Source organism: Cryobacterium sp. 10C3 (assembly GCF_034314285.1).
Classification (GTDB): domain Bacteria; phylum Actinomycetota; class Actinomycetes; order Actinomycetales; family Microbacteriaceae; genus Cryobacterium; species Cryobacterium glucosi.
In genome coordinates, this window is sequence record NZ_JAVIWF010000002.1 from 566204 (window position 1) to 587610 (window position 21407).

23 protein-coding genes and 2 pseudogenes are annotated in these 21407 nt (G+C 62.8%); 22 read left to right on the forward strand and 3 right to left on the reverse strand.

Features of this window, described 5'->3' with window-relative positions; genetic code table 11:
- The first annotated feature begins 8 nt into the window (after positions 1-8).
- The 10 genes and pseudogenes from RGU41_RS03300 (at position 9) to RGU41_RS03330 (ending at position 8410) form a co-directional block, all read left to right on the forward strand.
- Positions 9-224 carry a hypothetical protein gene (locus tag RGU41_RS03300; protein ID WP_322135524.1) on the forward strand — a complete coding sequence of 72 codons (216 nt, stop codon included), beginning with the start codon at positions 9-11 and terminating at the stop codon, positions 222-224.
- 49 nt (positions 225-273) lie between these two features.
- On the forward strand, positions 274-552 hold the full coding sequence (locus RGU41_RS20705; protein ID WP_416173133.1) for a type II toxin-antitoxin system HicA family toxin: 279 nt from the start codon (positions 274-276) through the stop codon (positions 550-552).
- Positions 491-736, forward strand: coding sequence for a hypothetical protein (locus RGU41_RS03305; protein ID WP_322135525.1), 246 nt, complete (start codon positions 491-493; stop codon positions 734-736). The genes RGU41_RS20705 and RGU41_RS03305 overlap by 62 nt, the downstream gene beginning before the upstream one ends.
- Complete coding sequence (locus RGU41_RS03310; RefSeq protein WP_322135526.1) at positions 733-1161, forward strand: hypothetical protein; 429 nt, start codon at positions 733-735, stop codon at positions 1159-1161. The genes RGU41_RS03305 and RGU41_RS03310 overlap by 4 nt, the downstream gene beginning before the upstream one ends.
- A gap of 50 nt (positions 1162-1211) precedes the next feature.
- A pseudogene (locus tag RGU41_RS03315) lies at positions 1212-2740 on the forward strand (IS1182 family transposase).
- A 445-nt stretch (positions 2741-3185) separates the two neighbouring features.
- Positions 3186-3965: pseudogene (locus RGU41_RS20710) on the forward strand (alpha/beta fold hydrolase); the annotation flags it as partial.
- A gap of 248 nt (positions 3966-4213) precedes the next feature.
- Positions 4214-4345, forward strand: a complete 132-nt coding sequence (locus RGU41_RS20715) for an NAD(P)-binding protein (protein WP_369125152.1) — start codon at positions 4214-4216, stop codon at positions 4343-4345.
- On the forward strand, positions 4342-4551 hold the full coding sequence (locus RGU41_RS03320) for a hypothetical protein (RefSeq protein WP_322135527.1): 210 nt from the start codon (positions 4342-4344) through the stop codon (positions 4549-4551). The genes RGU41_RS20715 and RGU41_RS03320 overlap by 4 nt, the downstream gene beginning before the upstream one ends.
- Before the next feature lie 967 nt (positions 4552-5518).
- Positions 5519-6966, forward strand: a protein-coding gene (locus RGU41_RS03325; RefSeq protein ID WP_322137291.1) for an IS3 family transposase whose coding sequence is annotated in 2 segments (ribosomal slippage) — positions 5519-5876 and positions 5876-6966 — 1449 coding nt in all. Because the reading frame shifts where the segments join, the coding sequence is not laid out codon by codon here.
- Positions 6967-7672: 706 nt separating this feature from the next.
- Positions 7673-8410, forward strand: a complete 738-nt coding sequence (locus RGU41_RS03330; RefSeq protein ID WP_322135528.1) for a flavin reductase family protein — start codon at positions 7673-7675, stop codon at positions 8408-8410.
- Between the two features lie 566 nt (positions 8411-8976).
- Here RGU41_RS03330 and RGU41_RS03335 read toward each other — a convergent pair.
- Together RGU41_RS03335 and RGU41_RS03340 are read right to left on the reverse strand one after the other, a co-directional pair.
- Positions 8977-9582, reverse strand: coding sequence for a hypothetical protein (locus RGU41_RS03335; RefSeq protein WP_322135529.1), 606 nt, complete (start codon positions 9580-9582; stop codon positions 8977-8979).
- Between the two features lie 184 nt (positions 9583-9766).
- Positions 9767-11011 (reverse strand): IS256 family transposase, encoded by a 1245-nt coding sequence (locus tag RGU41_RS03340; RefSeq protein WP_322135530.1) that lies wholly within the window; start codon positions 11009-11011, stop codon positions 9767-9769.
- Positions 11012-11308: 297 nt separating this feature from the next.
- Here RGU41_RS03340 and RGU41_RS03345 point away from each other — a divergent pair, with 297 nt between their 5' ends.
- The 8 genes from RGU41_RS03345 to RGU41_RS03380 all read left to right on the forward strand — a co-directional run bounded on the left by RGU41_RS03345 (position 11309) and on the right by RGU41_RS03380 (position 17018).
- Positions 11309-12442, forward strand: coding sequence for an acyl-CoA dehydrogenase family protein (locus RGU41_RS03345; RefSeq protein ID WP_322135531.1), 1134 nt, complete (start codon positions 11309-11311; stop codon positions 12440-12442).
- A gap of 117 nt (positions 12443-12559) precedes the next feature.
- Positions 12560-13273 carry a phosphate/phosphite/phosphonate ABC transporter substrate-binding protein gene (locus tag RGU41_RS03350; protein ID WP_322135532.1) on the forward strand — a complete coding sequence of 238 codons (714 nt, stop codon included), beginning with the start codon at positions 12560-12562 and terminating at the stop codon, positions 13271-13273.
- A 2-nt stretch (positions 13274-13275) separates the two neighbouring features.
- A complete protein-coding gene (locus tag RGU41_RS03355) occupies positions 13276-13713 on the forward strand; it encodes a hypothetical protein (protein WP_322135533.1) in 438 nt (145 codons plus the stop codon).
- A complete protein-coding gene (locus RGU41_RS03360; RefSeq protein ID WP_322135534.1) occupies positions 13638-14264 on the forward strand; it encodes a radical SAM protein in 627 nt (208 codons plus the stop codon). The genes RGU41_RS03355 and RGU41_RS03360 overlap by 76 nt, the downstream gene beginning before the upstream one ends.
- A 16-nt stretch (positions 14265-14280) precedes the next feature.
- Positions 14281-14826, forward strand: coding sequence for a DoxX family protein (locus RGU41_RS03365; RefSeq protein WP_322135535.1), 546 nt, complete (start codon positions 14281-14283; stop codon positions 14824-14826).
- Positions 14823-15215 (forward strand): hypothetical protein, encoded by a 393-nt coding sequence (locus tag RGU41_RS03370; RefSeq protein WP_322135536.1) that lies wholly within the window; start codon positions 14823-14825, stop codon positions 15213-15215. Before RGU41_RS03365 ends, RGU41_RS03370 begins: the two co-directional genes overlap by 4 nt.
- Before the next feature lie 228 nt (positions 15216-15443).
- On the forward strand, positions 15444-15896 hold the full coding sequence (locus tag RGU41_RS03375) for a hypothetical protein (protein ID WP_322135537.1): 453 nt from the start codon (positions 15444-15446) through the stop codon (positions 15894-15896).
- 417 nt (positions 15897-16313) lie between these two features.
- Entirely contained in the window at positions 16314-17018 is a 705-nt protein-coding gene (locus RGU41_RS03380) for a TIGR04282 family arsenosugar biosynthesis glycosyltransferase (RefSeq protein WP_322135538.1), read from the forward strand.
- A 263-nt stretch (positions 17019-17281) separates the two neighbouring features.
- On the opposite strand, the gene RGU41_RS03385 is transcribed toward RGU41_RS03380, so the two are convergent.
- A complete protein-coding gene (locus tag RGU41_RS03385) occupies positions 17282-17923 on the reverse strand; it encodes an alpha/beta hydrolase (RefSeq protein WP_322135539.1) in 642 nt (213 codons plus the stop codon).
- Between the two features lie 633 nt (positions 17924-18556).
- Between RGU41_RS03385 and RGU41_RS03390 the strand changes: the two genes are divergently transcribed.
- The 4 genes from RGU41_RS03390 to RGU41_RS03405 all read left to right on the forward strand — a co-directional run bounded on the left by RGU41_RS03390 (position 18557) and on the right by RGU41_RS03405 (position 21250).
- Positions 18557-19701, forward strand: a protein-coding gene (locus tag RGU41_RS03390; protein ID WP_322135540.1) for an IS3 family transposase whose coding sequence is annotated in 2 segments (ribosomal slippage) — positions 18557-18836 and positions 18836-19701 — 1146 coding nt in all. Because the reading frame shifts where the segments join, the coding sequence is not laid out codon by codon here.
- Between the two features lie 42 nt (positions 19702-19743).
- Positions 19744-19902 carry a hypothetical protein gene (locus RGU41_RS03395; protein WP_322135541.1) on the forward strand — a complete coding sequence of 53 codons (159 nt, stop codon included), beginning with the start codon at positions 19744-19746 and terminating at the stop codon, positions 19900-19902.
- Between the two features lie 8 nt (positions 19903-19910).
- The gene (locus RGU41_RS03400) at positions 19911-20762 is read left to right on the forward strand and encodes a hypothetical protein (RefSeq protein WP_322135542.1); all 852 of its coding nucleotides are present in this window, start codon (positions 19911-19913) and stop codon (positions 20760-20762) included.
- A 239-nt stretch (positions 20763-21001) separates the two neighbouring features.
- The gene (locus tag RGU41_RS03405; protein WP_322135543.1) at positions 21002-21250 is read left to right on the forward strand and encodes a hypothetical protein; all 249 of its coding nucleotides are present in this window, start codon (positions 21002-21004) and stop codon (positions 21248-21250) included.
- The last annotated feature ends 157 nt before the right edge of the window (positions 21251-21407 follow it).

Here is a 21407-nt window from a genome sequence, read left to right on the forward strand (position 1 = left end):
AACCAGACATGCCCACAATCACCATTGACTCACACCCCGTCGTCGCATTTGTCGACGTTTTCGAGGAAGCGGACCTAGCGCGCGACATGGGCCCCCGGTTCACCTGTGGCGAGGTCGAGGCCCTGTCAGACCTCCTCCGAGCCGTGGGGGCCACCGCCGCCGCCGAATACTGGATAGAAGCACACGCCTCCGCCGACGACGAGGACGACCAGCACCACCGCTAAAGATCTAGCCCCCCTTGACGTTGCACACTAGGGGGACTAGACTATTGTTATGACGAAGCCGCAGAAGTACCGGGACGTAACGAAGTTCCTCCGCTCGCAGGGGTGGTTTCTTCTTCGGCCCGGCAAGGGTGGTCACCAGATTTGGGTCTCCGAGGACGAGACTCAGACCATCACCATTCCGGGGCACAAGGAGCTGTCAGCGGGAGTTGTGCGACAGATCACCGACGCATTCCCGAACACCCCCAGAGCTGGAAGTAGGACAGACCATGGCCGAGCAAAACGTACCGTTCCACGTCGTGCTGGACCTCACCGAGGACCGCGCATATAGCGTTCTCACGCTAGCCCTCGAAGGCTACGCCGACCGCACCCGCGCAGAGGCCGAAAACGAGGAACAAAACGAGCAGCCAAACCAGTTCCACGTAAACGATTTGAACGCGCTAGCTGAGATAGCGGCGAACCTTCTAGAGGACATAGACCGACAGTTGACCCAGACAGATAAGGCGCTCTCATGAACACAGCCACAACGACGAAGCGAACCCTAACGGCGCGCGCCTACCGAGACGGCAAATGGTGGACCATCGAGATTCCCGAACTCACCTCACCATCACCCCGAGGGGGAGACACCCGCATAACGGCGATCGGGCAGGCCCGCAGCGTCAAAGACATTGACGCCGCCGCCCGCGACATTGCCGCAGTGTGGCTCGACGTGGGCGAGGACCAAATCGAGGTTCAGGTGACGGTAGAGATTCCGCCGCACGCTGCCGAGTTGTGGACGCTCGCGAAGAAGAACGAAGAAGACGCCCGGGCCGCCGTCGCGGAAGCGGCCAGGCTCAACCGCGAAGCAGTTAAGGCCCTCACCGCAGACGGACTCAGCCAGGCGGACACCGCCCGGATTCTCGGCCTCTCACCGCAGCGCATTAGCCAGCTCACCCACTAGGAGCGTGGGTCAGTAACGGCGAAGTTTAAAACGCCGTTGGATTTCTTGGGATGGGGTTTTGGGTCTGGGAAAATGGGGTATGCGATTCGGATGGTCTCTTTCCTGCGGCTGGTCTTGAGCACGCCGACCCGGTCGTTGAGGACGGTGTTGAGGCTGGCGGCGGGGTGAATAAACGGTTCCGCGCGTTCGAGCCGGCCGCGGTGATGTTGGTGCCACCGTCGCTGGATGAGTGGTTGCCACAGAATCATCTCTCTCGGTTCATCGCGGATATCGTCGAAACCCAGCTGGACCTGTCGAAGTTTTATGCGTCGTATGCGAAATCGAAGGGGTAGCCGCCGTATGACCCGCGCCTGATGGTGCGTGTCCTGCTTTACGGGTATTGCGTCGGGGTGCGCTCATCGCGGGAGCTGGAACGCGTGTGCGTGGACGTGGTCGCGTTTCGCTGGTTGGCCGCGCAGCAGGCCCCCGATTTCCGCTCGATCGCCCGGTTCCGCAAACGCCACCTCGCGAGCTTGTGGAACGTGTTCTTACAGGCGTTGGAACTGTGTCGTGCGGCCGGGATGGTGTCGCTCGGGCAGGTCGCGTTGGACGGCACCAAGGTGCGCGCCAACGCGTCCCGGCGGAAGGCCATGAGCTACGCCCGGTTGACGGAGAAGCAGAAAGTCCTCGCCGCCGAGGTCTCCGCCCTGCTGGCCGATGCGGACGCGATCGACGAGGCCGAGGATGCCCGGTTCGGGAAAGACAAACGCGGCGATGAACTCCCGCCGGAGCTCGCGAGGCGGGAATCGCGCCTGGTGGAACTCGCCGAGGTGCGGGCCGCGTTGGAGGCCGACGCGGCGGCCCGGGCTCGGAAAGAGGCCGAGAAGAAAGCCCGGGACACGGGCGATGATGACGATGCTGTGGCGCAGAAGGGTGACGACGCGGCCAAGAACGCGGTCGTGAGCCCGAGGGCTCAGCGCAATTTCACCGACCCGGACGCGCGGATCATGAAGACCGCTGACGGGTCCTTCCATTACGCCTACAACGCGCAGGCCATCGTGGATGCGGATCATCAAGTGATCGTCGCGACGACGCGGACGAATGTTGGCGTGGATGTTGAACAGGTCGTGCCCCTGCTCGAGAAACTCCATGTCGCGGCGGGGGTTCTGCCGGGGCAGGTCCTCGCCGATACCGGGTATTGTTCAGCCGCGAACCTGGACTACGCCAAGACCGTTGAGATGGCCAGCGACGGCGGGACCGAGTTCTTCATCGCGACCGGCCGGGTCAAGCATAACGAACGTGTTCCCGAGGTTCCTCGGGGCCGGATCCCCGCCGATGCGACGCTTCGGGAGCGCATGGCCCGGAAGTTGAAGACGAAAAAGGCCGCGCCGTCTACGCGCGGCGCAAAGCGATCGTGGAGCCCGTGTTCGGTCAAATCCACACCCGGCAAGGAAAATTCCTGTTGCTTCGCGGGTTGGAACAAGCAGCCCACGAGTGGGACTTGATCGCTGCCTGCCACAACCTGATGAAGCTCCACACCCTGCACACCAAAGCCCTCCTCGCCACGCAAAATGCCTGGAGAGGCCGCCCGGCAGCCTAAAGACCAGGGCGAGATCGCCCTGACGGGCGGCAGCGATCCTGCCTTGCGCCGTCAAAGCGGCCGTGGCCCTATTTTTGATGGGCACGCGAACGGATACAGAGCCGCAGCCCATGACGATCGCGTCGGCAACGCCCCAACCCGACCCGACGACATCGGAGGCATTCCTTGGCATCAAGGCCCAATAGGCGTTACTGACTCACGCTCCTAGGCACCAGGCCGTCGTGAACGTTTTCCGGATGATCACCGGGGGAGTGGCTAGCGACCAGAAGATATCACACGCCCTCGGCGATGGCGGAGTAATTTAGCAGGGCTTTACTTTTTGGTAAGTCGGCATTTGTGCTGACGTGACAGCAGCGTGAGGGTCTGCCACATTCATCCCGGGGGATGTTCGTGAAGCGTGATGTCCTCGTGGCCGCTGTCGACACGTGAACCGACTGGGTCCAAAATGATTGGGCACGGCATCGCGATCTCGTATGTAACAAACCCTGCCAAGAAAACTCGTGGCGAGTCTCAAAGCTCCAACAGCGAGCGGAACGCTCAGCTCGCGAATATCGTCCTTGACGACGGAACGAAATTTTCGCTCAGGGTCGCACCGTCTCCTGACGACGACGGCCCGGTTGCGATACTCCTTCCCGCGCTAGGGGCGGCAGCACGCTTCTACGAGCGATTCGCTCGACGGCTCGGTGCCCTGGGGTTGACCTGCGTCACAGTGGATCTCCGAGGTCAAGGCGAAAGCTCTCCCGCGCCAGGCCGGAAGGAAACGAGCGGCTACCGAGAAGTTATTGAATCGGATTTCCCACGCATTGTTGCGGCAATTGAACAGAACTTTCCAGGGCGAGACGTGTGGCTCATCGGTCACAGTCTTGGTGGCCAGCTCGCTCTTGTGTTCTCCGGCCTGCACCCCACTACAGTTACGGGGCTCGTTCTAATCGCGACTGGTTCCGCGTGGTACGGCGGATTCGTTGGTTTCCGGCGATTACGGAATCTGGTGCTATCCCAGTTGATCGCATTGGTAGCGAGATGCATCGGTTTTTGGCCAGGAGTGCTCTTCCGCTTCGGTGGGCGCCAATCGCGTGTCCGGATGCATGACTGGGCCGCGCAGGTGAGAACAGGTCGCTATCGCGCCACGGGCTCAGACCTTGACTACGAGGCCGCAATGAGAAACGTGAGAGTGAGCGTGCATTTCATTGAGATCGAGGGCGACCGGCTAGCTCCGCCTGGTTGCGTCGATCACTTGTCCCAAAAAATCTCGAACGCCAAAGTTACCCGGTGGCGCTACGGCAATGACGTTCCTGGGGAGGCTCCCCTGAATCACTTTTCATGGGCGCGACAGAGCCCGGGACTTGCAGAAGTGGTGGCCGCATCGATTCTTACGAGCTGCAGCCAGCCTGAGACACCGTCCAACAATTCACTGCAATTGGAGAACGAAGAACGACCGTCACACAAACAACTTATGCCCCGCATGCAATCGTCGTGGGAGGAGGCTGGTCGGGTATCGCATCGGCATGGTATCTACACCGGGCAGGCTTCCGGGTGGACCTGTACGACAGCGGGCGCTCCCTGGGGGCAGGTCTGCCTCTTCGACGATTGGCGATAAGAACGTGACTTTTGGCGGGAAGAATATCGGCACCAAGTACGAGCTCTTCCGCGAATTCGTCGCTGAGGTCGATGGCGGAACATTCGAATACTTCGGCCTCAACTCGTCACGCGTTGAAGGCGGGCGGATTAAAACGATCGATGGCAAGGCGCGGTTACGTGCCGTTGCCGGGCTGAATATTGGCTTCGTTGGGCACCACCTGTGGTGCGGTTGAGCCCCACTGTTCAGATGCGTGATTCGTATCGTTCAGCCCCACTGCCGGCGTGGTTGAGCACCACCTGAAAAGCTCCTCCCACCATGTGAGCGCCACGTGGTGGAAGGAGTACCGGCAATGGTACGGAAGATCAAAGCGAAGCAGATCCTGCAGCAGCGAAATCAGGGTTTGTCGCGACGGGCGATCGAGTCCGCTCAGGGGATGTCCCGGCACAGTATTCGGGCTGTGCTCGCTGCAACAGAGCGGCTCGGGCTCGGCTGGGACGACGTCGCGGAGTTGTCGGAGGCCGCGGTGTATTCGATGTGTCAGCGCCAACGGCCTACTATTCAACGAGCGTCGACACGATGCTGTTCCCCGGCCGCGGCGTGCATGAGAGCGTCTTCGCGCAGCCGGGCTGGGCGCCGGTGGCCTCGAAAAAGCCCCGGCTTCCCTGCACCTGGGGGAGGCGAGGAATGTGCCGGGGCTCGTTTGTTGGAGTGGGGGACTCCGCCATCAACGGTAGGCGGGTGGGCTGAATGCCGGCTGTGCGGGACACGCGTGTGCGGTGGGAACGGCAAGGTCGGAACTGGTGATCCCGAGTGTTTCAGAACTAACGGTGAGTACTGCAATTCAAGCAGGAGGTTGTGTGACGTAGTCATGAGAATTGCTGCAGGCGAGATTCCGTCGATCTGCGAAGGCGAGAAACGGGAGTCGTGAGACGTTTTATATCTCTAGGGATACAAGACGGTCGGAAGGGTCGAATTGTTGTCGCGTTAAAGGCACCCCGAATCCTTTGCGGGCGGGGCATACGCGAATGAGCGGCCCACTCAGATCATTGTGGCCAGCGAACGCGGGGGAGTATCCGTAGGGGTCCGGCTTACGGCGACTGCCGACGGTGCCCTCTCTGTCAACCTTGGGTGAGGCACCGGGATCGTCCCGAATAGTGTCATAGAGGGCGGGGAAGGATTTCCCCTTGATGAACACAGTGATGGCAGGACCCAGCTCGACCGGGCAGGCTGTCGGGATGGAAGATGTTCCCGATCCCCAGGTTCCCGAGCGTGCTCGGCGGCGGACCTACACGGCCAAATACAAACGTGACATTCTGGCCGAGTACGACCGTCTCGACCGGCAGGGCCGCGGCGCGCTTCTGCGCCGGGAGAAGCTTTATACCTCGTTGGTGAGCGCGTGGCGAGACCAGCGCGAGAAGGGGGTGCTGGTCGCGTTGGCGCGGCCGGCGGGCGCGCCGCCGGCCAGCGTCGCGGAGAAGGACGCGGCCCGGCTGCGGCGAGAGAACCTCCGGCTCTCGGGCGAGTTGGATACCGCGCGGCAGGTGATCTCGATCCAGGGAAAACTCTCGGCTCTGTTGGATCAACTCTCGACCAACAGCAGCGAGAAGAGCACCGAGAAATGATCGAGGCCACCATCGCCGAGCTCGTCCCGCTCGTGGGCACGAGAGACGCGTGCCGGGCCGTGGGACGCTCCCGGGCAACGCACTACAGCCACCACCGCCGGTCCCTGGCGCCGCCGTCAGCGCCGCGGCCCCGGCCAGAGCCGGCGGCGCAACCGCGCGCGCTGACCGAGCCGGAGCGCACCGCTGTTCTGGAGGTGCTGCGCTCGAGCCGGTTCGTGGATAAGGCGCCGGCGGAGATCCAGGCGATCCTCCTCGACGAGGGCACCTACCTCTGCTCGGTCGCGACGATGTATCGCCTGCTCCGCGCCCACGGTGAGACCGGGGAGCGGCGGGCTCAGGCCACGCACCCGGCCCGGGTCAAGCCCGAACTGATCGCGACCGGACCCAATCGGGTGTGGTCGTGGGATATTTCCAAGCTCAAGGGTCCGGCCAAATGGTCGTACTTCCACCTCTATACGATCATCGACATTTACTCCCGGTACGTCGTGGGCTGGATGGTCGCGACCCGGGAATCCGCCGAGCTGGTCGAGCGGCTCCTGCTGGACACGATCAAGAAGCAGAACATTCGCCGCGACCAGTTGACGATCCATTCCGACAACGGGTCCTCGATGGCGTCGAAACCCGTCGCGTTCCTGCTCGCCGATCTGGGCGTGACCAAGTCCCACTCCCGCCCGCACACGAGCAATGACAATCCATTCAGCGAATCGCATTTCAAAATTTTGAAGTACCGGCCCGAGTTCCCCGACCGGTTCCACAGCCTCGCCGAGGCGCGCTCATTCTGCACCGAGTTCTACGCCTGGTACAACGGTGAGCACCGCCATTCCGGCATCGGTATGCACACCCCGTTCAACGTCCACCACGGCCGCGCACCCGTCATTCAGCACGCCCGCGCCCGCGTACTCACGACCGCGTATGCCGCCCACCCCGAACGATTCGTTCGGCAGCACCCGCAGCCACCAACGTTCCCGACAACGACCTGGATCAACGAACCCGAGAAAGCAGGAACGAACTCAATGACCGCCTAGAGAATATGACTCATACAGGTTGACATATTCCGCGGCGTTTGATGGAATCCCCGCCCGTGTTTCCGATCATGCAGAGCGATAGCACCCTGGAAGACCCCGAGCGCGAGCCACAGTGCCCCCAGCAGGATTCGCGTCATAGTGGGTCCTTCGAATACCGCTAGGAGAATCCAAGCCAGCCCGATGCAGCACCAAACAACACCAACCCAGATACGTGGCCTGCCGACCATCCAACGCATAAACCCTGATCTGGCACTGCCGACGTCAGCCATGTGGCCAAGGTACCTCCTACCAACGGGTTTCTTCTGCAGCCCATGACAGTTGCCCGCAACCGGTTCCTGAAAGAAGTATTCGGTATCGGGGGCCGATCGACTTGACTCAGGAGTCTGGGACGGCGAGCGAACGGTGAGGAATTGCACTTTGGTGGAGGACTCAGGAAATCGAACCTGACTAGGCTCCCCGATAGGAGCATCCCCCGGAACGCTCACGCGTCGCCAGCATCCTAACCGAAGTGAACAAATCCGCTGTGGGCAAGCTCAAAGCTTCTTTCCCTTCCCTCGGCGGGTTGGTGTTGGCGGCGCTTTGTTGAATTGGGTCTGTCTGCTGTCCCATAACGACACGGCTTTGAAACACCCCTAGACGGTTCTATATTTCTTGTTATCGAATTGTCTATGGACTGAGTATTCCGGTTGCGGGCGCCCACCGATGCGTGGCCGCGACGTCGGATTTCCGCCAGTCATTGGATGGCGGCTCGGGTAATTTTGAAGCGAAGCTCGCCCCGACTAGCCCCTCTCGCCGAAAGAAGCCCATGCCGACGCACACCGTCATCGACCCGGCCATTCTCTACTTCGGAACACCCGTTGCTCTTCTCAGCACGGTCGACCGCGACGGTGAAACTAATACCGCCCCGATGTCGTCTGTCTTCTGGCTTGGCCAGACCGCACTCCTCGGCATGGGCGCCCGCTCCTTGACAGCACAGAACCTCCTCGACACCGGCGAGTGCGTCATCAACCTCCCCACTGCCGAACTGGTCGATGCGGTCGATAGGATCGCTTTGACCACCGGCCACATGCCGGTTCCTCCTGGCAAGGCTCTTGTCGGATACCGCTATGAGCCCGACAAGATCAACCGTGCGGGTTTGCATTCCCGGCCGGGTGACACCGTTCGAGCAGAACGGATCGACGAATGCCCCGTCAATCTCGAAGCCCGCATCGTGCACTCTCGTCCCCTCAAGAAAGACGACCCGGCCGATGGCGATACGGTCATTTTCGAAGCCAGGATCACCCGGGTGCACGTCCACGACTCGATCCGCCTGAAGGGGTCGAAAAACCGCATCGATCCGAACCTATGGCGACCCCTGATCATGAACTTCCAGCGCTTCTATAGCCTCGGCGACGAGTTGCAACCTTCGCGCCTGGCTCAGACCGACGAGGAGTGGTACCGCTGATGACGCCCTGACAGCTCATCTCGCCAACGAGACGCCCTGGCGCCTTGCCGAACCGGTGATCAGGAATGCGACGAAATGCCCTAACCGGGCCGACTAAACACGGCAAAACGCGATCGAGAAGTGCCGAACGTCGGTGTCGTTCGTAGAACTGGACGGGCATTCTATTGTTGTGAGTGCAGGTTACGCACGTGGAGCCAGATCGGGATGGCGAAGAGTGGAATGTGGCGTGCCGGAAGATTTCTGGCAAACCAGACTGGCAGGTACGTCGGTGGCTGAGCCGCGTTCATCGCCCAGCGACTTTGCGAATCCCGTCAGCGGGCGCCTCCCTGCACCGGCGATGAAAACCATTGACTCAGCGCCGATGATCGTCGAAAAGCGGCATCGGCGGTCTCCGGCGAGACTGCAACGGATGACGGATTAGAAGCCGCGATGGTTCGAGCAATCGGCGACGCCGTCTTGATGTGGTGGACATCGATGGCTTGGCTCGGGCATCTCGGAGCGTTTGGAGATCTTGGAGTCGAGCTTGGTGAAGGACTCGCACCGAAGCCCTGAACATTTTCGGTGGCTCAAAGATCACCAAGTCCGTAATCGTCCGTTCGATTGTGCAATGCGATCCGGATGGCATCTCGCAGCAATCCGTCTTGCCTCTCAGCCTCGACTCGCGCAGCGTCGATTTCGGCGGATTCCTTCATTCCCGCGTCGCCCACTTTGGGGATTTTTGCTTGGAGGATCTGTTTTCTTAACGTGTCCTCGTCGGCTTTGTTGCAGGCGTTCCAAGCGTTCAGTACGGATTGTCGAGCGATGGCCTCTGCGCGCCCGGATAAAGCGAATCGATCGGTCGACTCGTACTGTTGAGGGATATCGACACCTTCGATCTTGCCCATGCTCAGTACGGCGCTTCTGTGCTGGCTCCGTTGGGCGATGAAAGTCAAAATATCGGCGTAGAGGAGCATCTGCTTTTCCAGCAGCCGCGCCTGCCTATCTGCCGTGATCGTGCGCTTCAGAGAGACGTCCGAATTTTCCCCAGCGCGCTTTGTAGCTCGACTGGTATTCCAGAAACCGAACAATGCCACTACCAGCACGGCCACCGGCGGGAGCCACACCGAGACTGGCACGCCGATGATCGACCCGGCAGCGGGCGCTTTCGATAGTGCCGTTGTAAGGATGTCCATTCGGACAGCGTAGCGACGCGCTTTCCATCATTTGACTATGGTCTCGGCTACCTTTGCGGTCAAAGGAGAAACATGAAGATCGCACCACCCCGGTGTTCGACGACCGGCTGAGGCTCGGCACTCATAGGTCACGTCCCGCTGAGCGGTGGAGTTTCTCAACACCGTGCGGGTCAGTTGTTCTAGCTTAGGCGGCGGCGAGTTCTGGGAGGATCACCGCCTCGTCGATGACCTTGACGGGGTTGTTCATGGTGGCCAGCTCGAGCATGGATGCTTCGGAGAAGTAGCGGCGTTCGCCGGCTTCCCATTCGTCGTGCTGCTCGATCAGAACCGACCCGGCCAAACGCAAGAGAGCGGCAGCGTTGGGGAAGACACCGACGACGTCGGTGCGGCGTTTGATCTCCTTGTTCACTCGTTCCAGCGGGTTCGTGGACCAGATCTGGCGCCAGTGCCGCCGCGGGAAAGCGGAGAAGGCAAGCAGATCGGGTTGCGCGTCGACGAGCATCGCGGCGACCTTTGGGTGCGAGCGGCTCAGCATCGTGGTCACCTCGCGGAACTGTTTCTCGATGTGTTCGCGGTCGGGCTGGGCGAAGATGGTGCGGATGATCGAGGCGACCATCTCTTGCGATCCCTTCGGCACCACGGCGAGGAGGTTTCGCATGAAATGGACCCGGCAGCGCTGCCAGCCGGCGCCCTGGAACACGGTCCCGATGGCTTTCTTGAGGCCGGTGTGAGCATCAGACATGACCAGGTTGACCCCGTCGAGGCCGCGGGTCTTCAACGACCGCAGGAAGCTGGTCCAGAAGCCCTCGTTCTCGCTGTCACCGACGTCGAAGCCGAGGACTTCCCGGCGTCCGTCGGCGGCAACGCCGACGGCGACGACAATGGCCTGGGACACGATGCGGTGCCCGACGCGGGCCTTGCAGTAGGTGGCGTCGAGGAACACGTAGGGGAAGTCTTGGGCGGCGAGGGTGCGGTCGCGGAACTCGGCGACTTCGGCGTCCAGGCCTGCGCAGATCCTGGAGACTTCGGACTTGGAGATCCCGGTGTCAGCGCCGAGGGCTTTGACGAGGTCGTCGACCTTTCGGGTCGAGACGCCGTGAACGTAGGCCTCCATCACGACCGCGAACAGGGCCTGGTCCACCCGGCGGCGACGCTCCAGCAGCGCCGGGAAGAATGACCCGGCGCGCAGCTTCGGGATCTTCAAGTCAAGGTCCCCGGCCGTGGTCGACAAGGTCCTCGACCGTGTCCCGTTGCGGTGGGTGGTGCGGTCGCTGGAGCGTTCGAACGGGGCGGCGCCGATGAAAGCGGTCGCCTCCGCATCGATCAGTTCTTGATACAAGGTTTCGGTCGCGACGCGGATGCGGTCGGTGACATCGGTGAGTTTGAGTTCTCCCAGCAGGTTGAGCAGGGCAGACTGGTCTAGAGCCATCGTGTGGTGTCCTTCGTGAGTTGCTTTAGTCGGTACTCACTGACCATCCCACGGTGGCTCTTTACGTTGACGAAGCAACGCTCAAGAGCGGGAAACCACACCACTCACGGGGACGTAACCTTTGCTTGCCGCGTTCGACCGCCGGTCGATGCGATGGCAGTCAGCAATGAGCCCCCCGCACCGTTAGACACTCGTAACTATTTTCTTGCAGCCCTGACATTCCTGTGGGGGATACTGAGCTGGTCGATCCCGCTTGAGCGGTGTCGAAAAAATTGAGCAACGATGCCAGGAGACCGGATGACCATGACGCAGTCGACCCTCCAAGAAGCTGTAGCGCGGGTAACGGCAGTAGCCGCCGCTCACGCCCAACAGGTTGATGCCGATGGCAGCTACCCTGTTGATTCAGTCGCGGCACTCAGGTCGAGCGGGCTGCTCGGCCTGGTGATCAGCGAGGACGCTGGCGGCATGGGGGCCGGGCCGGTCGAGTTCACGGAGGTGCTGAGCGCAATTGCGGTGGCGTGCGGCTCTACCGCGATGATCTACCTGATGCATGTCGCGGCCGCGGTGACGGTGGCATCCGCCCCGCCTGCCGCGATGCCGGAACTTCTCTCGCGGATGGCTTCGGGCGAGGTGCTCGGTACGCTCGCGTTCAGTGAGAAGGGGTCGCGATCGCACTTTTGGGCTCCCGTGTCCGAGTCGGTAGTCGACGGGGCTGGCCTTCGCTTCACGGCCTATAAAAGCTGGGTGACCTCGGCCGGGTATGCCGACGTGTATGTGATGTCGTCGAAGAGTGCGGTCGACCCGGAGACCGTCGACCTGTATGCGATCCCGGCTATAACGCCGGGTTTGGATATCGCCGGTCCGTGGATCGGACTGGGGCTGCGCGGCAATGCGTCGAGCCCGATGACGGTAGCGATCACTATTCCGTCCAGTTATCGTCTCGGTGAGCCGGGCAGCGGGTTCGGCACGATGATGGCCACCGTGCTTCCCTGGTTCAACCTGGGCAACTCCGCAGTGTCGCTCGGGCTCTGCACCGCAGCTGTTGATGCCGCGGTCGCACACGTGACCGGTGCCCGGCTGGAGCACCTGGACCAGGCTCTGTCCGCGTTACCTACGATTCGGGCACAAATTGCGAAGATGAGCATCGCGTTGATGGCGCAGAAGTCCTACCTTGCACAGGCGGCCGCGAAAGTGGCGAACCCAGCCGAGGACACTCCGCTGTTCGTGCTGGGGGTGAAGGCATCCGCCAATGACGCTGCGCTGACCGTCACCGAATCGGCGATGCGGGTGTGCGGCGGAGCGGCGTTCTCAAAACACCTACCTATCGAGCGGGCCTTCCGGGATGCGCGTGCGGGGTCGGTCATGGCCCCGACCGCCGACGTGCTTTACGACTTCTACGGGAAGGCTGTCACCGGCCTTCCGCTGTTCTGAGTTTCGGATGTCGAAACTCGTCGGAGCCCCCTGCTCATCGGAGCGGTCGCCTACACGCCCAACGTCGTTCCCATCTGGGAAGGCATCCGCGAATACTTCGATGAACCGGAAACGGCGATGGATTTCGTGTTGTTCTCGAACTATGGCCGCTTGGTCGACGCGCTGCAAGCGGGAATGATCGACATCGCCTGGAACACGAATCTTGCGTATGCGCGGGCCGTGCTTCAGACCGACGGGCACGTGCGGGCGCTGGCCATGCGCGACACGGACGCCACATTTTCGACGGTGTTCGTTGCGGCCTCGGGAAGCGGCTGGTCCGGACCCGGCGATATCGCGACTCGGCGCCTGGCACTCGGGTCGGCGGACTCAGCGCATGCCGCGATTCTGCCGATGCATTATCTGCGCGAAGCCGGAGTGGATGTCGATCACCTGCACATTCAGCGCTTCAACAGTGACATCGGAAAGCACGGTGACACCGGTCGCAGTGAGCTGGACGCGATCGATGCAGTGCTTGCCGGTGATGCTGATGTCGCTGCGATCGGTATCACGGTGTGGGAGAACATCGGCCGCGGCGACCTGATGCCGGGCATGCTGGAGCCGGTCTGGCAGACGGAGACCTACTCGCACTGCATGTTCACCGCGCTCGACACCCTGCCCGAGTCGGTCTATGCACCATGGGTGGCGAAGCTGATCGCCATGGACTGGGAGGTGCCAGCGCACCGGCGCATCCTCGAATTGGAGGGTCTGACCCGATGGGTCGAACCACACCTCGAGGGCTACAACGGACTGTTTGCGGCGATCAAGGAACAGGGCGTCGACGCCCGATGGTAGTCATGGCGCTGATGCGCACCGTCGAGCAAATGGCCGAAGGCGACACGGCAGAGTTTGCGGTGGCGTCGGCGAGCGAACTGGAACTCGTGCGCCGATGGTGCGAGAAAACGGGCAACACCCTCGTCAGTACCCTGATTGTCGAACAGGACGCCGGTCATGTGACCGTGTGCCGAGGCCGGCCACGCAACCCCGGCAGCATGATCCCCGCCGACCGGATGCCCGGAGCGCGGCTCTGGCTCTATACCAACTTTCACTGCAACCTGGCCTGCGACTATTGCTGCGTCGCGTCGTCGCCGAAGACCGATCCGCGTCTGCTCGGCATCGACACTATTCAGGCGCTTGTCACCGAGGCTGCCGACTGGGGGTGCGCGAGCTGTATCTCACCGGCGGCGAACCGTTCCTACTGCCGGACATCGACGTCATCGTGCGAGCCTGCGTAGATCGCCTGCCGACCACACTGCTGACCAACGGGATGCTGTTCCGCGGCCACGGGCTGCGCAAACTACAGGCGATGCCACGTCAAGGCTTCGCGCTCCAAATCAGTGTGGACTCACCCACCCCCGAGGTACACGATTCCCACCGCGGTGTCGGCAGCTGGAAACGGGCACTCGCCGGCATCCGAGTCGCACTCGACGAAGGATTCACTGTGCGGGTCGCCGCGACGATCTCGGCGCACGACGACCCGGCCCTCGACCAGTTGCACGCGCTATTCGACGGGCTCGGCATCCCGCGAGCCGACCAGGTCATCCGCCCCATCGCGCTCCAAGGCGTCGCCGAAGAGGGGGTCGCATTCACACGCGAATCACTGATCCCCGAGGTGACCGTGACGGCGGACGGTATCTACTGGCATCCCGTCGCCGCCCTTGACGAAAACGCGCTCGTGAGTCGCCAGATACTCCCCCTGGCTCCCGCGCTCGACCGGGTCAGTGAGCTCTTCACCCAACAGTGGTCATCCGCAACGTCCGCCACGTCGATGTTCGCCTGCGCCTGAAACGAAGGAGAACTCCATGACCACCACCCGAACCACCGCACCGACACATATCAACCAGATCGAGACCGGGCGTCTCACTCGCGCGGTGCTCGCGGCCGTGCGGATCGCAGTGGGGTTGATGTGGCTGCAGAACGTGAACTGGAAACGCCCGCCAGACTTCGGGCAGGCTGCCCAAGACGGCCTGTACCAGTACACCGCCGATGCGGTGAAGCATCCGGTGCTCGGAGCTTTCAGCTGGCTGGTGCAGAATGTCATCTTCCCCAACTTCGCGCTCTTCGGCTGGGGGGTGCTGATCGCGGAATTCTGTCTCGGCGCGTTCCTGCTCGTGGGATTCCTGACACGCTTCTGGGCGGCCATCGGCATCCTCCAGACCATCGCCATAACCCTCTCGGTGCTGAACACCCCCGGGGAGTGGCAATGGAGCTACTACCTGATGTTCGCAGCGCAATTCGTCCTCCTGGCAACCGCCGCCGGAAGGATCGCCGGCGTCGATGGACTGCTGAGACCCCGGTGGTCGCTCGCCTCGGGCCGGCCGAGTCGGATCGCGATGGCCCTCTCATGAGCGCCACCCCACTTACCGGTGGTACAGCTTCCACCTCAGCAATCTGGCGCACCCGCGGCCTGATCGTCGCCGGTTTCACCGCGCTCAGCTCGTTGTTCTCGCTGCTTGACTACACACCGCTACAGTTCACATCGGTCAACCTTGTGCAAGCACTCGTCCTGGTCGCACTCGGTGCCCTCGCCGCGCTCGGCTGTGCACTGCGAATGCCCGCGCTCCTGCTTACAGCCGGCGCGATCCTCATCGTCGTCGGACTGGTGCGCCTCGCCACCTACGCTGCGACTATCGGCATCATCTCCGGCTCTGTCAACGCCGCCGCCCTCATGACCGGACTCGGCACCGCCCTCACCGCCATTTGGATCACCTCACGGCCGATGCCAAAACGTGGTTGAAGACACCACGGTTGATTGGCAGGTCCAACAGGCCCATCGTCACGACCACCAGCGCACTCCGAACCTGAAACGGTGCGAGCCACGCATCCCCCTCGAAAGCCCTTTGCGGTGAGTGGGCAGGCCCCGAACAACCCTCTACAGGGTTGCCACGCGATGCAGCATCAGCACGATCAGAAGCCACAAGCGACAGCGTTCGGAGGCGTCGGGGCCGGGCGTAGCCTGCCAAGCATGAAACGGGACGTGGACGAGGACCTGAAGGGCGCGGAGTTCCGCGAGTGCAACCTGAACAGCACCCGTCTGATCGGCGTGGTTATGCAGGGCGCCGTGATCGACGGGCTGGTGACCAACCTCGTTGTGAACGGCGTCGAAGTCATGGAGAACGTCGAGGCTGAGCTCGACCGTCCTCACCCGGTCCGCCGACTCATCAGATCGGACGACCTGGCCGACGTTCGCCGAGGGTGGCGGCAGCTGCGCACCGGCTGGGCGGCGACCGTGGCGCGCATGCGGCAGTCGCCGGGCATCGAGCACGAGCGCGTGAACGACGAGTGGTCGGCTGTGCAAACGCTGCGCCACCTGGTCTTCGTCCACGACTCGTGGTTTCGGCGCTGCTGTCTCGGGTCGACCGACCGATTCACTCCGATGGGGCTCGGCATCGACTCTGTGCCCGGCCGCGAGGAGTAGGGTCTCGACCCATCGGCGAACCCGACGCTCGACGAGGTGCTGGCGCGCCCAGAGCCCATTGTCGGGCAGGCAGTGTCGGGCAGTCACCGTCGGGCCAGAATAGGTGGTACGTGGTTAGAGACGAGGGGGCGATGAGATCGACAGGGTTCAAGGCGACCTCGGTTCTGGCTAGCGCGGGCGGACTCCTCACCAATAGCGGAGTCGACGACGCGGTCGACGTGCTGCTTATGATTGTGGCGGCCTCGGCGTCGGGCTCGAACGTTCACCCCGAGGTAGTCAACGCCGCCCGGCCCCCTCTCGCGCGAGAGGATCGGGCAATCGAGGCCGAGATCGGTCGGCCTGCCCATCGTGTGGCAGCGACATGAACACCGTGACCCTGATCGGCGACATGTCCGCCCTGCTGCATGGGGCTCGGCGATGACGGCCGTCGTGGTGATCGCCAAGGAGTGCCTGCCCGGTCGGGTGAAGACCAGGCTGCACCCGCCGCTCAGCCTCGAGCAGGCGGCGCTGCTCGCGGCGGCAAGCCTCGACGACACGCTCGCGGCCGTTGGGGCTCTCCCGGCGACGCGTCGCATCCTCGCCTTCGACGGTGTCACGCCGCCGGTCGCCGCCGACGCCTTCGAGATCCTGCCCCAGACGTCCGGCCGTCTCGACGCACGCCTCGCGGCCATCTTCGACTCCCTCGACGAACCCACCCTCCTCATCGGCATGGACACACCCCAGGTCACCACGGCGCTGCTCGAGCCGGTCTTCACCGACTGGGACGACACCACGGATGCCTGGTTCGGCCCAGCGAACGACGGCGGCTTCTGGGCGCTCGCGCTCGGCGACCCGCGCGGCCTGCTGTCGCGTCGCGTGCAGTCGAGCGGCGTGCTGTCGCGTGGCGACCTGATCCGCGGCATCCCGATGTCCCAGGACGACACCGGCGCCCGGCAGCTCGCCCGCCTGCACGAGGCCGGGCTCCGGGTGCGGCGGCTCCCACACCTCACCGACGTCGACACGGTCGCCGATGCCGACCGGGTGGCGGCCCTCGCCCCCGGGGGCCGGTTCGCGGCGAGCCTCGCCACGATGCGGCCCGCGGTGCCAGGCAGGCCCGACGCGGGGCTGACACCGAGCGGGTAGGAGCTGTCGCCGGGCCAGTGATGCATCCGACCTCGCTAGTGTCCTGCGCCGTTAGCGTTAGTTCGTTGTAGAAGTCTGCTGAGGGATTCGAGGATCTGTTCGGCGGGCTTGGTCCAGATGAATGACTTCGGGTTCTCGTTCCAACCCTTGACCCATTTGCGGATGTCGGATTCGAGGGCTTGAAGGTTTTGCCGAGGCGTCCCGGACACACGCGGGCCCGGTGGTTGAACGTTGTCTGGCGGCATCACATGGCTGCGGTTCAGCTATTCAGCTGACTCGAGCCATGTGTCTACGGCGTCTCGTGCGGCGGCGGGCCGTTCATGGAACAGGAAGTGGCCGGCGCCCTCGATGATGGTGAATGTGGCTGCAGGCATTGAGGCGGCTGTTTCTTCGGCGGCGGCGAGGGGAATGAGGCGATCTGCAGCCCCGTGGATGATCGCCGTGGAACACGTTATCGACGGCAGTATCGAGCGGAGGTCAGAGCGCTGAACGACAGCACGCTGTTGGCGCAGGAAGGCGCCCGGGCCAACTGGCGCTGTCATGGCCCGCCATGTGGCCAGCAGCGCCTGGTCAGACTCGTTGTTGGCTGCGACGACGCCGGGGAAGGCGGCGTCGACGAGGGCGTCGAAATGCCCGTCCTCGACGAGTGCGGATTGGCTGGACCGCGCCTTGACCTGCTCTGTGGTGTCGGCTCGGGCGGACGTGCTCACGAGGGCGAGGGCGGTGACTCGGTCGGGTGCTTGCCGGACGACTTCCAAGGCGACGTACCCTCCCATGCTGGCACCAAGAATGGCGAATTCTCCGGCGTTCTCGCGGAGAATCCGTTCAGCCATTGCCGCGATCGTGTCGTCATGGCGGGTATCGGCAATGGTGACCTGACCGTGGGACCAGACAGTGTCGATCACCGGCGCGTAAGCGAGGGGGAGCAGAGCAGCGGCGGAACCAGGACGATCTTCATGAATCCATTCTCACCCGACCCACCGACAGTCAAGTCGAACGCCACCTCGTAACGTCCAGTTGGATGAGGCAAGCGTGAGTTCATTTGGCTTGTTCTGCCTGGATGGTTGAGGTTGGTGCGTCGATCCAGGCCGCGGCTGGGGAGGCGAGGAACTTTGGCTCGCCTCTGGTGCTGAAACGCTCGCGGTTCCCCTTACGGGTCAGTGCTGTCCTCTCGCAAACATTGCGCTCCGAATTTTTCCTGGCACTTTCTATCGGCTCAGCTACGCAGCAGTTATCAGGAACGCTTCTCGACAAATAATTCGAACTCGACTCAATTACGGCGACAACACCTCACTGGGCGACGATGTCGTGCTCCGCGGCGCAGACGAACCAACCGACACGTCAGCAGAGGGTGGCCAGAAATTCCTCAATGGACCTCGCGGCGCACAGAACTGGGAATTCGTTCAACTGCACCGCTACACCTGGGATCCCTTGTATCCGCCCAGTGAATCCATCGCCCTGGGTCAGGCCATGGGACTGCCCCCGGTTTGGTTGACTCCTGACCTGTGGAGATTCGTCTTCGCTGGAAAGATGTCATCATGCCCAAGCCCTACCCACCCGAGTTCCGCCGTGACGTTGTCGCGGTCGCCCGGAAGCACGAAGCCCCGCTGAATCAGATCGCGAAGGACTTCGGGATCTCGGAGTCCTGCCTGGCGAACTGGCTGAAGAAAGCCGACGTCGAAGAAGGCGTCAGGCCCGGTGTGACCGAGAAGGAATCCACCGAGCTCCGGGATGCCAAGAAGCGCATCCGGCTGCTCGAGCAGGAAGCCGAGGTCATGCGGCGGGCAGTGGCCTATCTCTCCCGGGACGTCAACCCAAAATGATCTACCCGCTGGTCCGTGAATTGGCCGTCGACGGTGTCCCCGTCACGGTGACCTGCCGGGTGTTGCGCTTCTCTAAACAAGCGTTCTACCAGTGGAAGCGCAACCCAGTCTCCCAGCGCGACTGGGACGACGCCCACCTCACCAACGCTGCCTGGGACGCTCACCGGGACGACCCTGCGTTCGGCTACCGATTCATCGCCGACGAGCTCCACCAGGCGGGCCTCACGGCCGGTGAGAACCGGGTCTGGCGGCTGTGCTCGCAGCAGCGACTCTGGTCCGTGTTCGCGAAGAAACGCGGCCTCACGCGCAAGGCTGGCCCTCCCGTCCACGACGACCTCGTCAAACGGAAATTCACCGCGACACGCCCGAACCAGCTCTGGCTGACCGACATCACCGAACACCGCACCGACGAGGGCAAGATCTACCTCTGCGCGATCAAAAACGTCTACTCGAACAAGATCGTCGGCTACTCCATCGGCTCCAGGATGAAGGCGTCCCTGGCCGTCGCCGCGGCCCGGAACGCGATCGGTCAGCGCACCATCGACGGCACGATCCTGCACTCGGACCGAGGCTCTCAATTCCGCTCCAACGCGTTCCTGCGAGTGCTGAAGAACAACGGCATCACCGGGTCGATGGGCCGCGTCGGCGCATGCGGCGACAACGCCGCGATGGAGTCCTTCTTCGCGCTGCTGCAGAAGAACGTCCTCGACCGGAAGTGGTGGTCAACCCGAGAGGAACTGCGCCTCGCGATGGTGATTTGGATCGAACGGACATACCACCGCAAGCGCCGGCAACGCCGCCTTGGCAAGCTCACCCCGATCGAGTTTGAGACAATAAACGTGGCCCTCAAAGCCGCCTGAAACCACTAACCCTTTGAGTCAACTGAACTCGGGGCAGTCCCCATGTTCGATGCCCCGGAGCAGCACCTGAACGTCAGATTTGCCATGGGCCAGACCCTTGTCGATGACTGCCAGACCAATGCTTCGATCAGTGCGGAGGACGAGTTGGTGCTTCTGCTTAACGGCCGTGCCAACGGCACCCCCTACAACTGCAAACCGTGAGGACCATCATGAGAAAACGCACTCGTTTCTGCTTGGCTGGCCTCGCCGCCATCGGCCTGGCAGCACTGGTCGTCGCCAACCTTCCCGGCCACGCGGAAGCGGCCGTGAATTTCAGCGATCCCAGCGTTGGCTTCCGTGACCAAGCCAGCGGCGCATACCTGCGCATCGACCTGGACTCCGCGGCTGCTGGAGTGGGCCAGTTCTACTTCAGCGCACCGGGCGTGGGACTCGTCGTCCCCGCGAAGACGGCGACCCTGGACCCACACAGCGCCCACGACGAACAGTTCCGCTTCGATGGTGCCGGCACCCAGTATGCCTCGGCCGTGCTGACCAGCGACATCGCCCAACCCGTCCCGAGCGGGGCATCGGGCACGGCAACCATCAAAGTCATCGGTCATGACGACCCGACCGCGCGCACCGCGAACGTGGAAGTGTGGATCAATGGCAAGCACTTCACCCTGAAAGCGGCGCCCGCCCCGCACAACGCCGGCCCCACCCTGACCGCGGTCATCACAGCGCTCAAGGCAACAGACCTGGGTGCGCTCTACGACCTGGGAGACCCGAGCCTGCGAAACGGGCTCACCCGGGAACAGTTCGTCGCCACCATCGGCGCTACCGGCGGCGGCAGCGTCACAGGTTTGACTCCCACAGGCGCCACGACTTACGTCACAACTAGTGCCGGGGCGGACTTCACGCTCACCCCGATAACCTTCGACTACGTCAAGAACGGTGTTCCCGGTGAAGTCACAGCCCACCTCCGCCTCATCTACACCGGAGGCCAGTGGCGCTACATGACCATGCAACCAGACAACGCGCCCTCGAACTCGGACAGCAACACTCCTGACCCGACCGTGCCCTAGCATCCCAATTGACCAACGCGACGCCGCAGGCAGGGAGAACGATGCGAAGAACGACTCGGTTTCTGAGCGTGGTGACCGCAGCCAGCATGTGTGTGCTCTTGCTGATGGGCTGCGTGCCCGGACAATCCATCGACAGCCTGGCCAAACAACCCGAAGCCGCATTGACCTAGCCCGGCAGCACCGATGTCCGGATCAACAATGTCCCAGGACGGGTTCAATTCGGCCTCGATGGCGGCGACGTGGCCATCACCGGCATATCCGGGACAACAACGCACCAGCAACGCGAGGTCATCGCCTTCTACTCGCAGGCACTGGCAGCGAATGGCTGGACACAGCCCAGGGACGATCATCGCTCCGAGACCGCTTCGGGACTGCCCTCTTACTTTATGCAATGGGACAAGACGAAGCCCTACCTCACCTATGTCGTCGTCGTATGGACTGAGGGCGAAACAACGAAGTACGAAACTCAACTGCAATCGTTGCGGTAGTCCGTTCGATTCGCGGTCTGAAAAAGCAAGTTGAGATCCCGCGTCGGGGTAGAGAAGAAGCACCGCCGCGGTGGGAAGGACGAGATTCGAATCACACCACCGCGGAAGCGTCCGCAAGGGGTTCCGCTGCCAGGGCGGTGATACAGCCGTTCTGTTT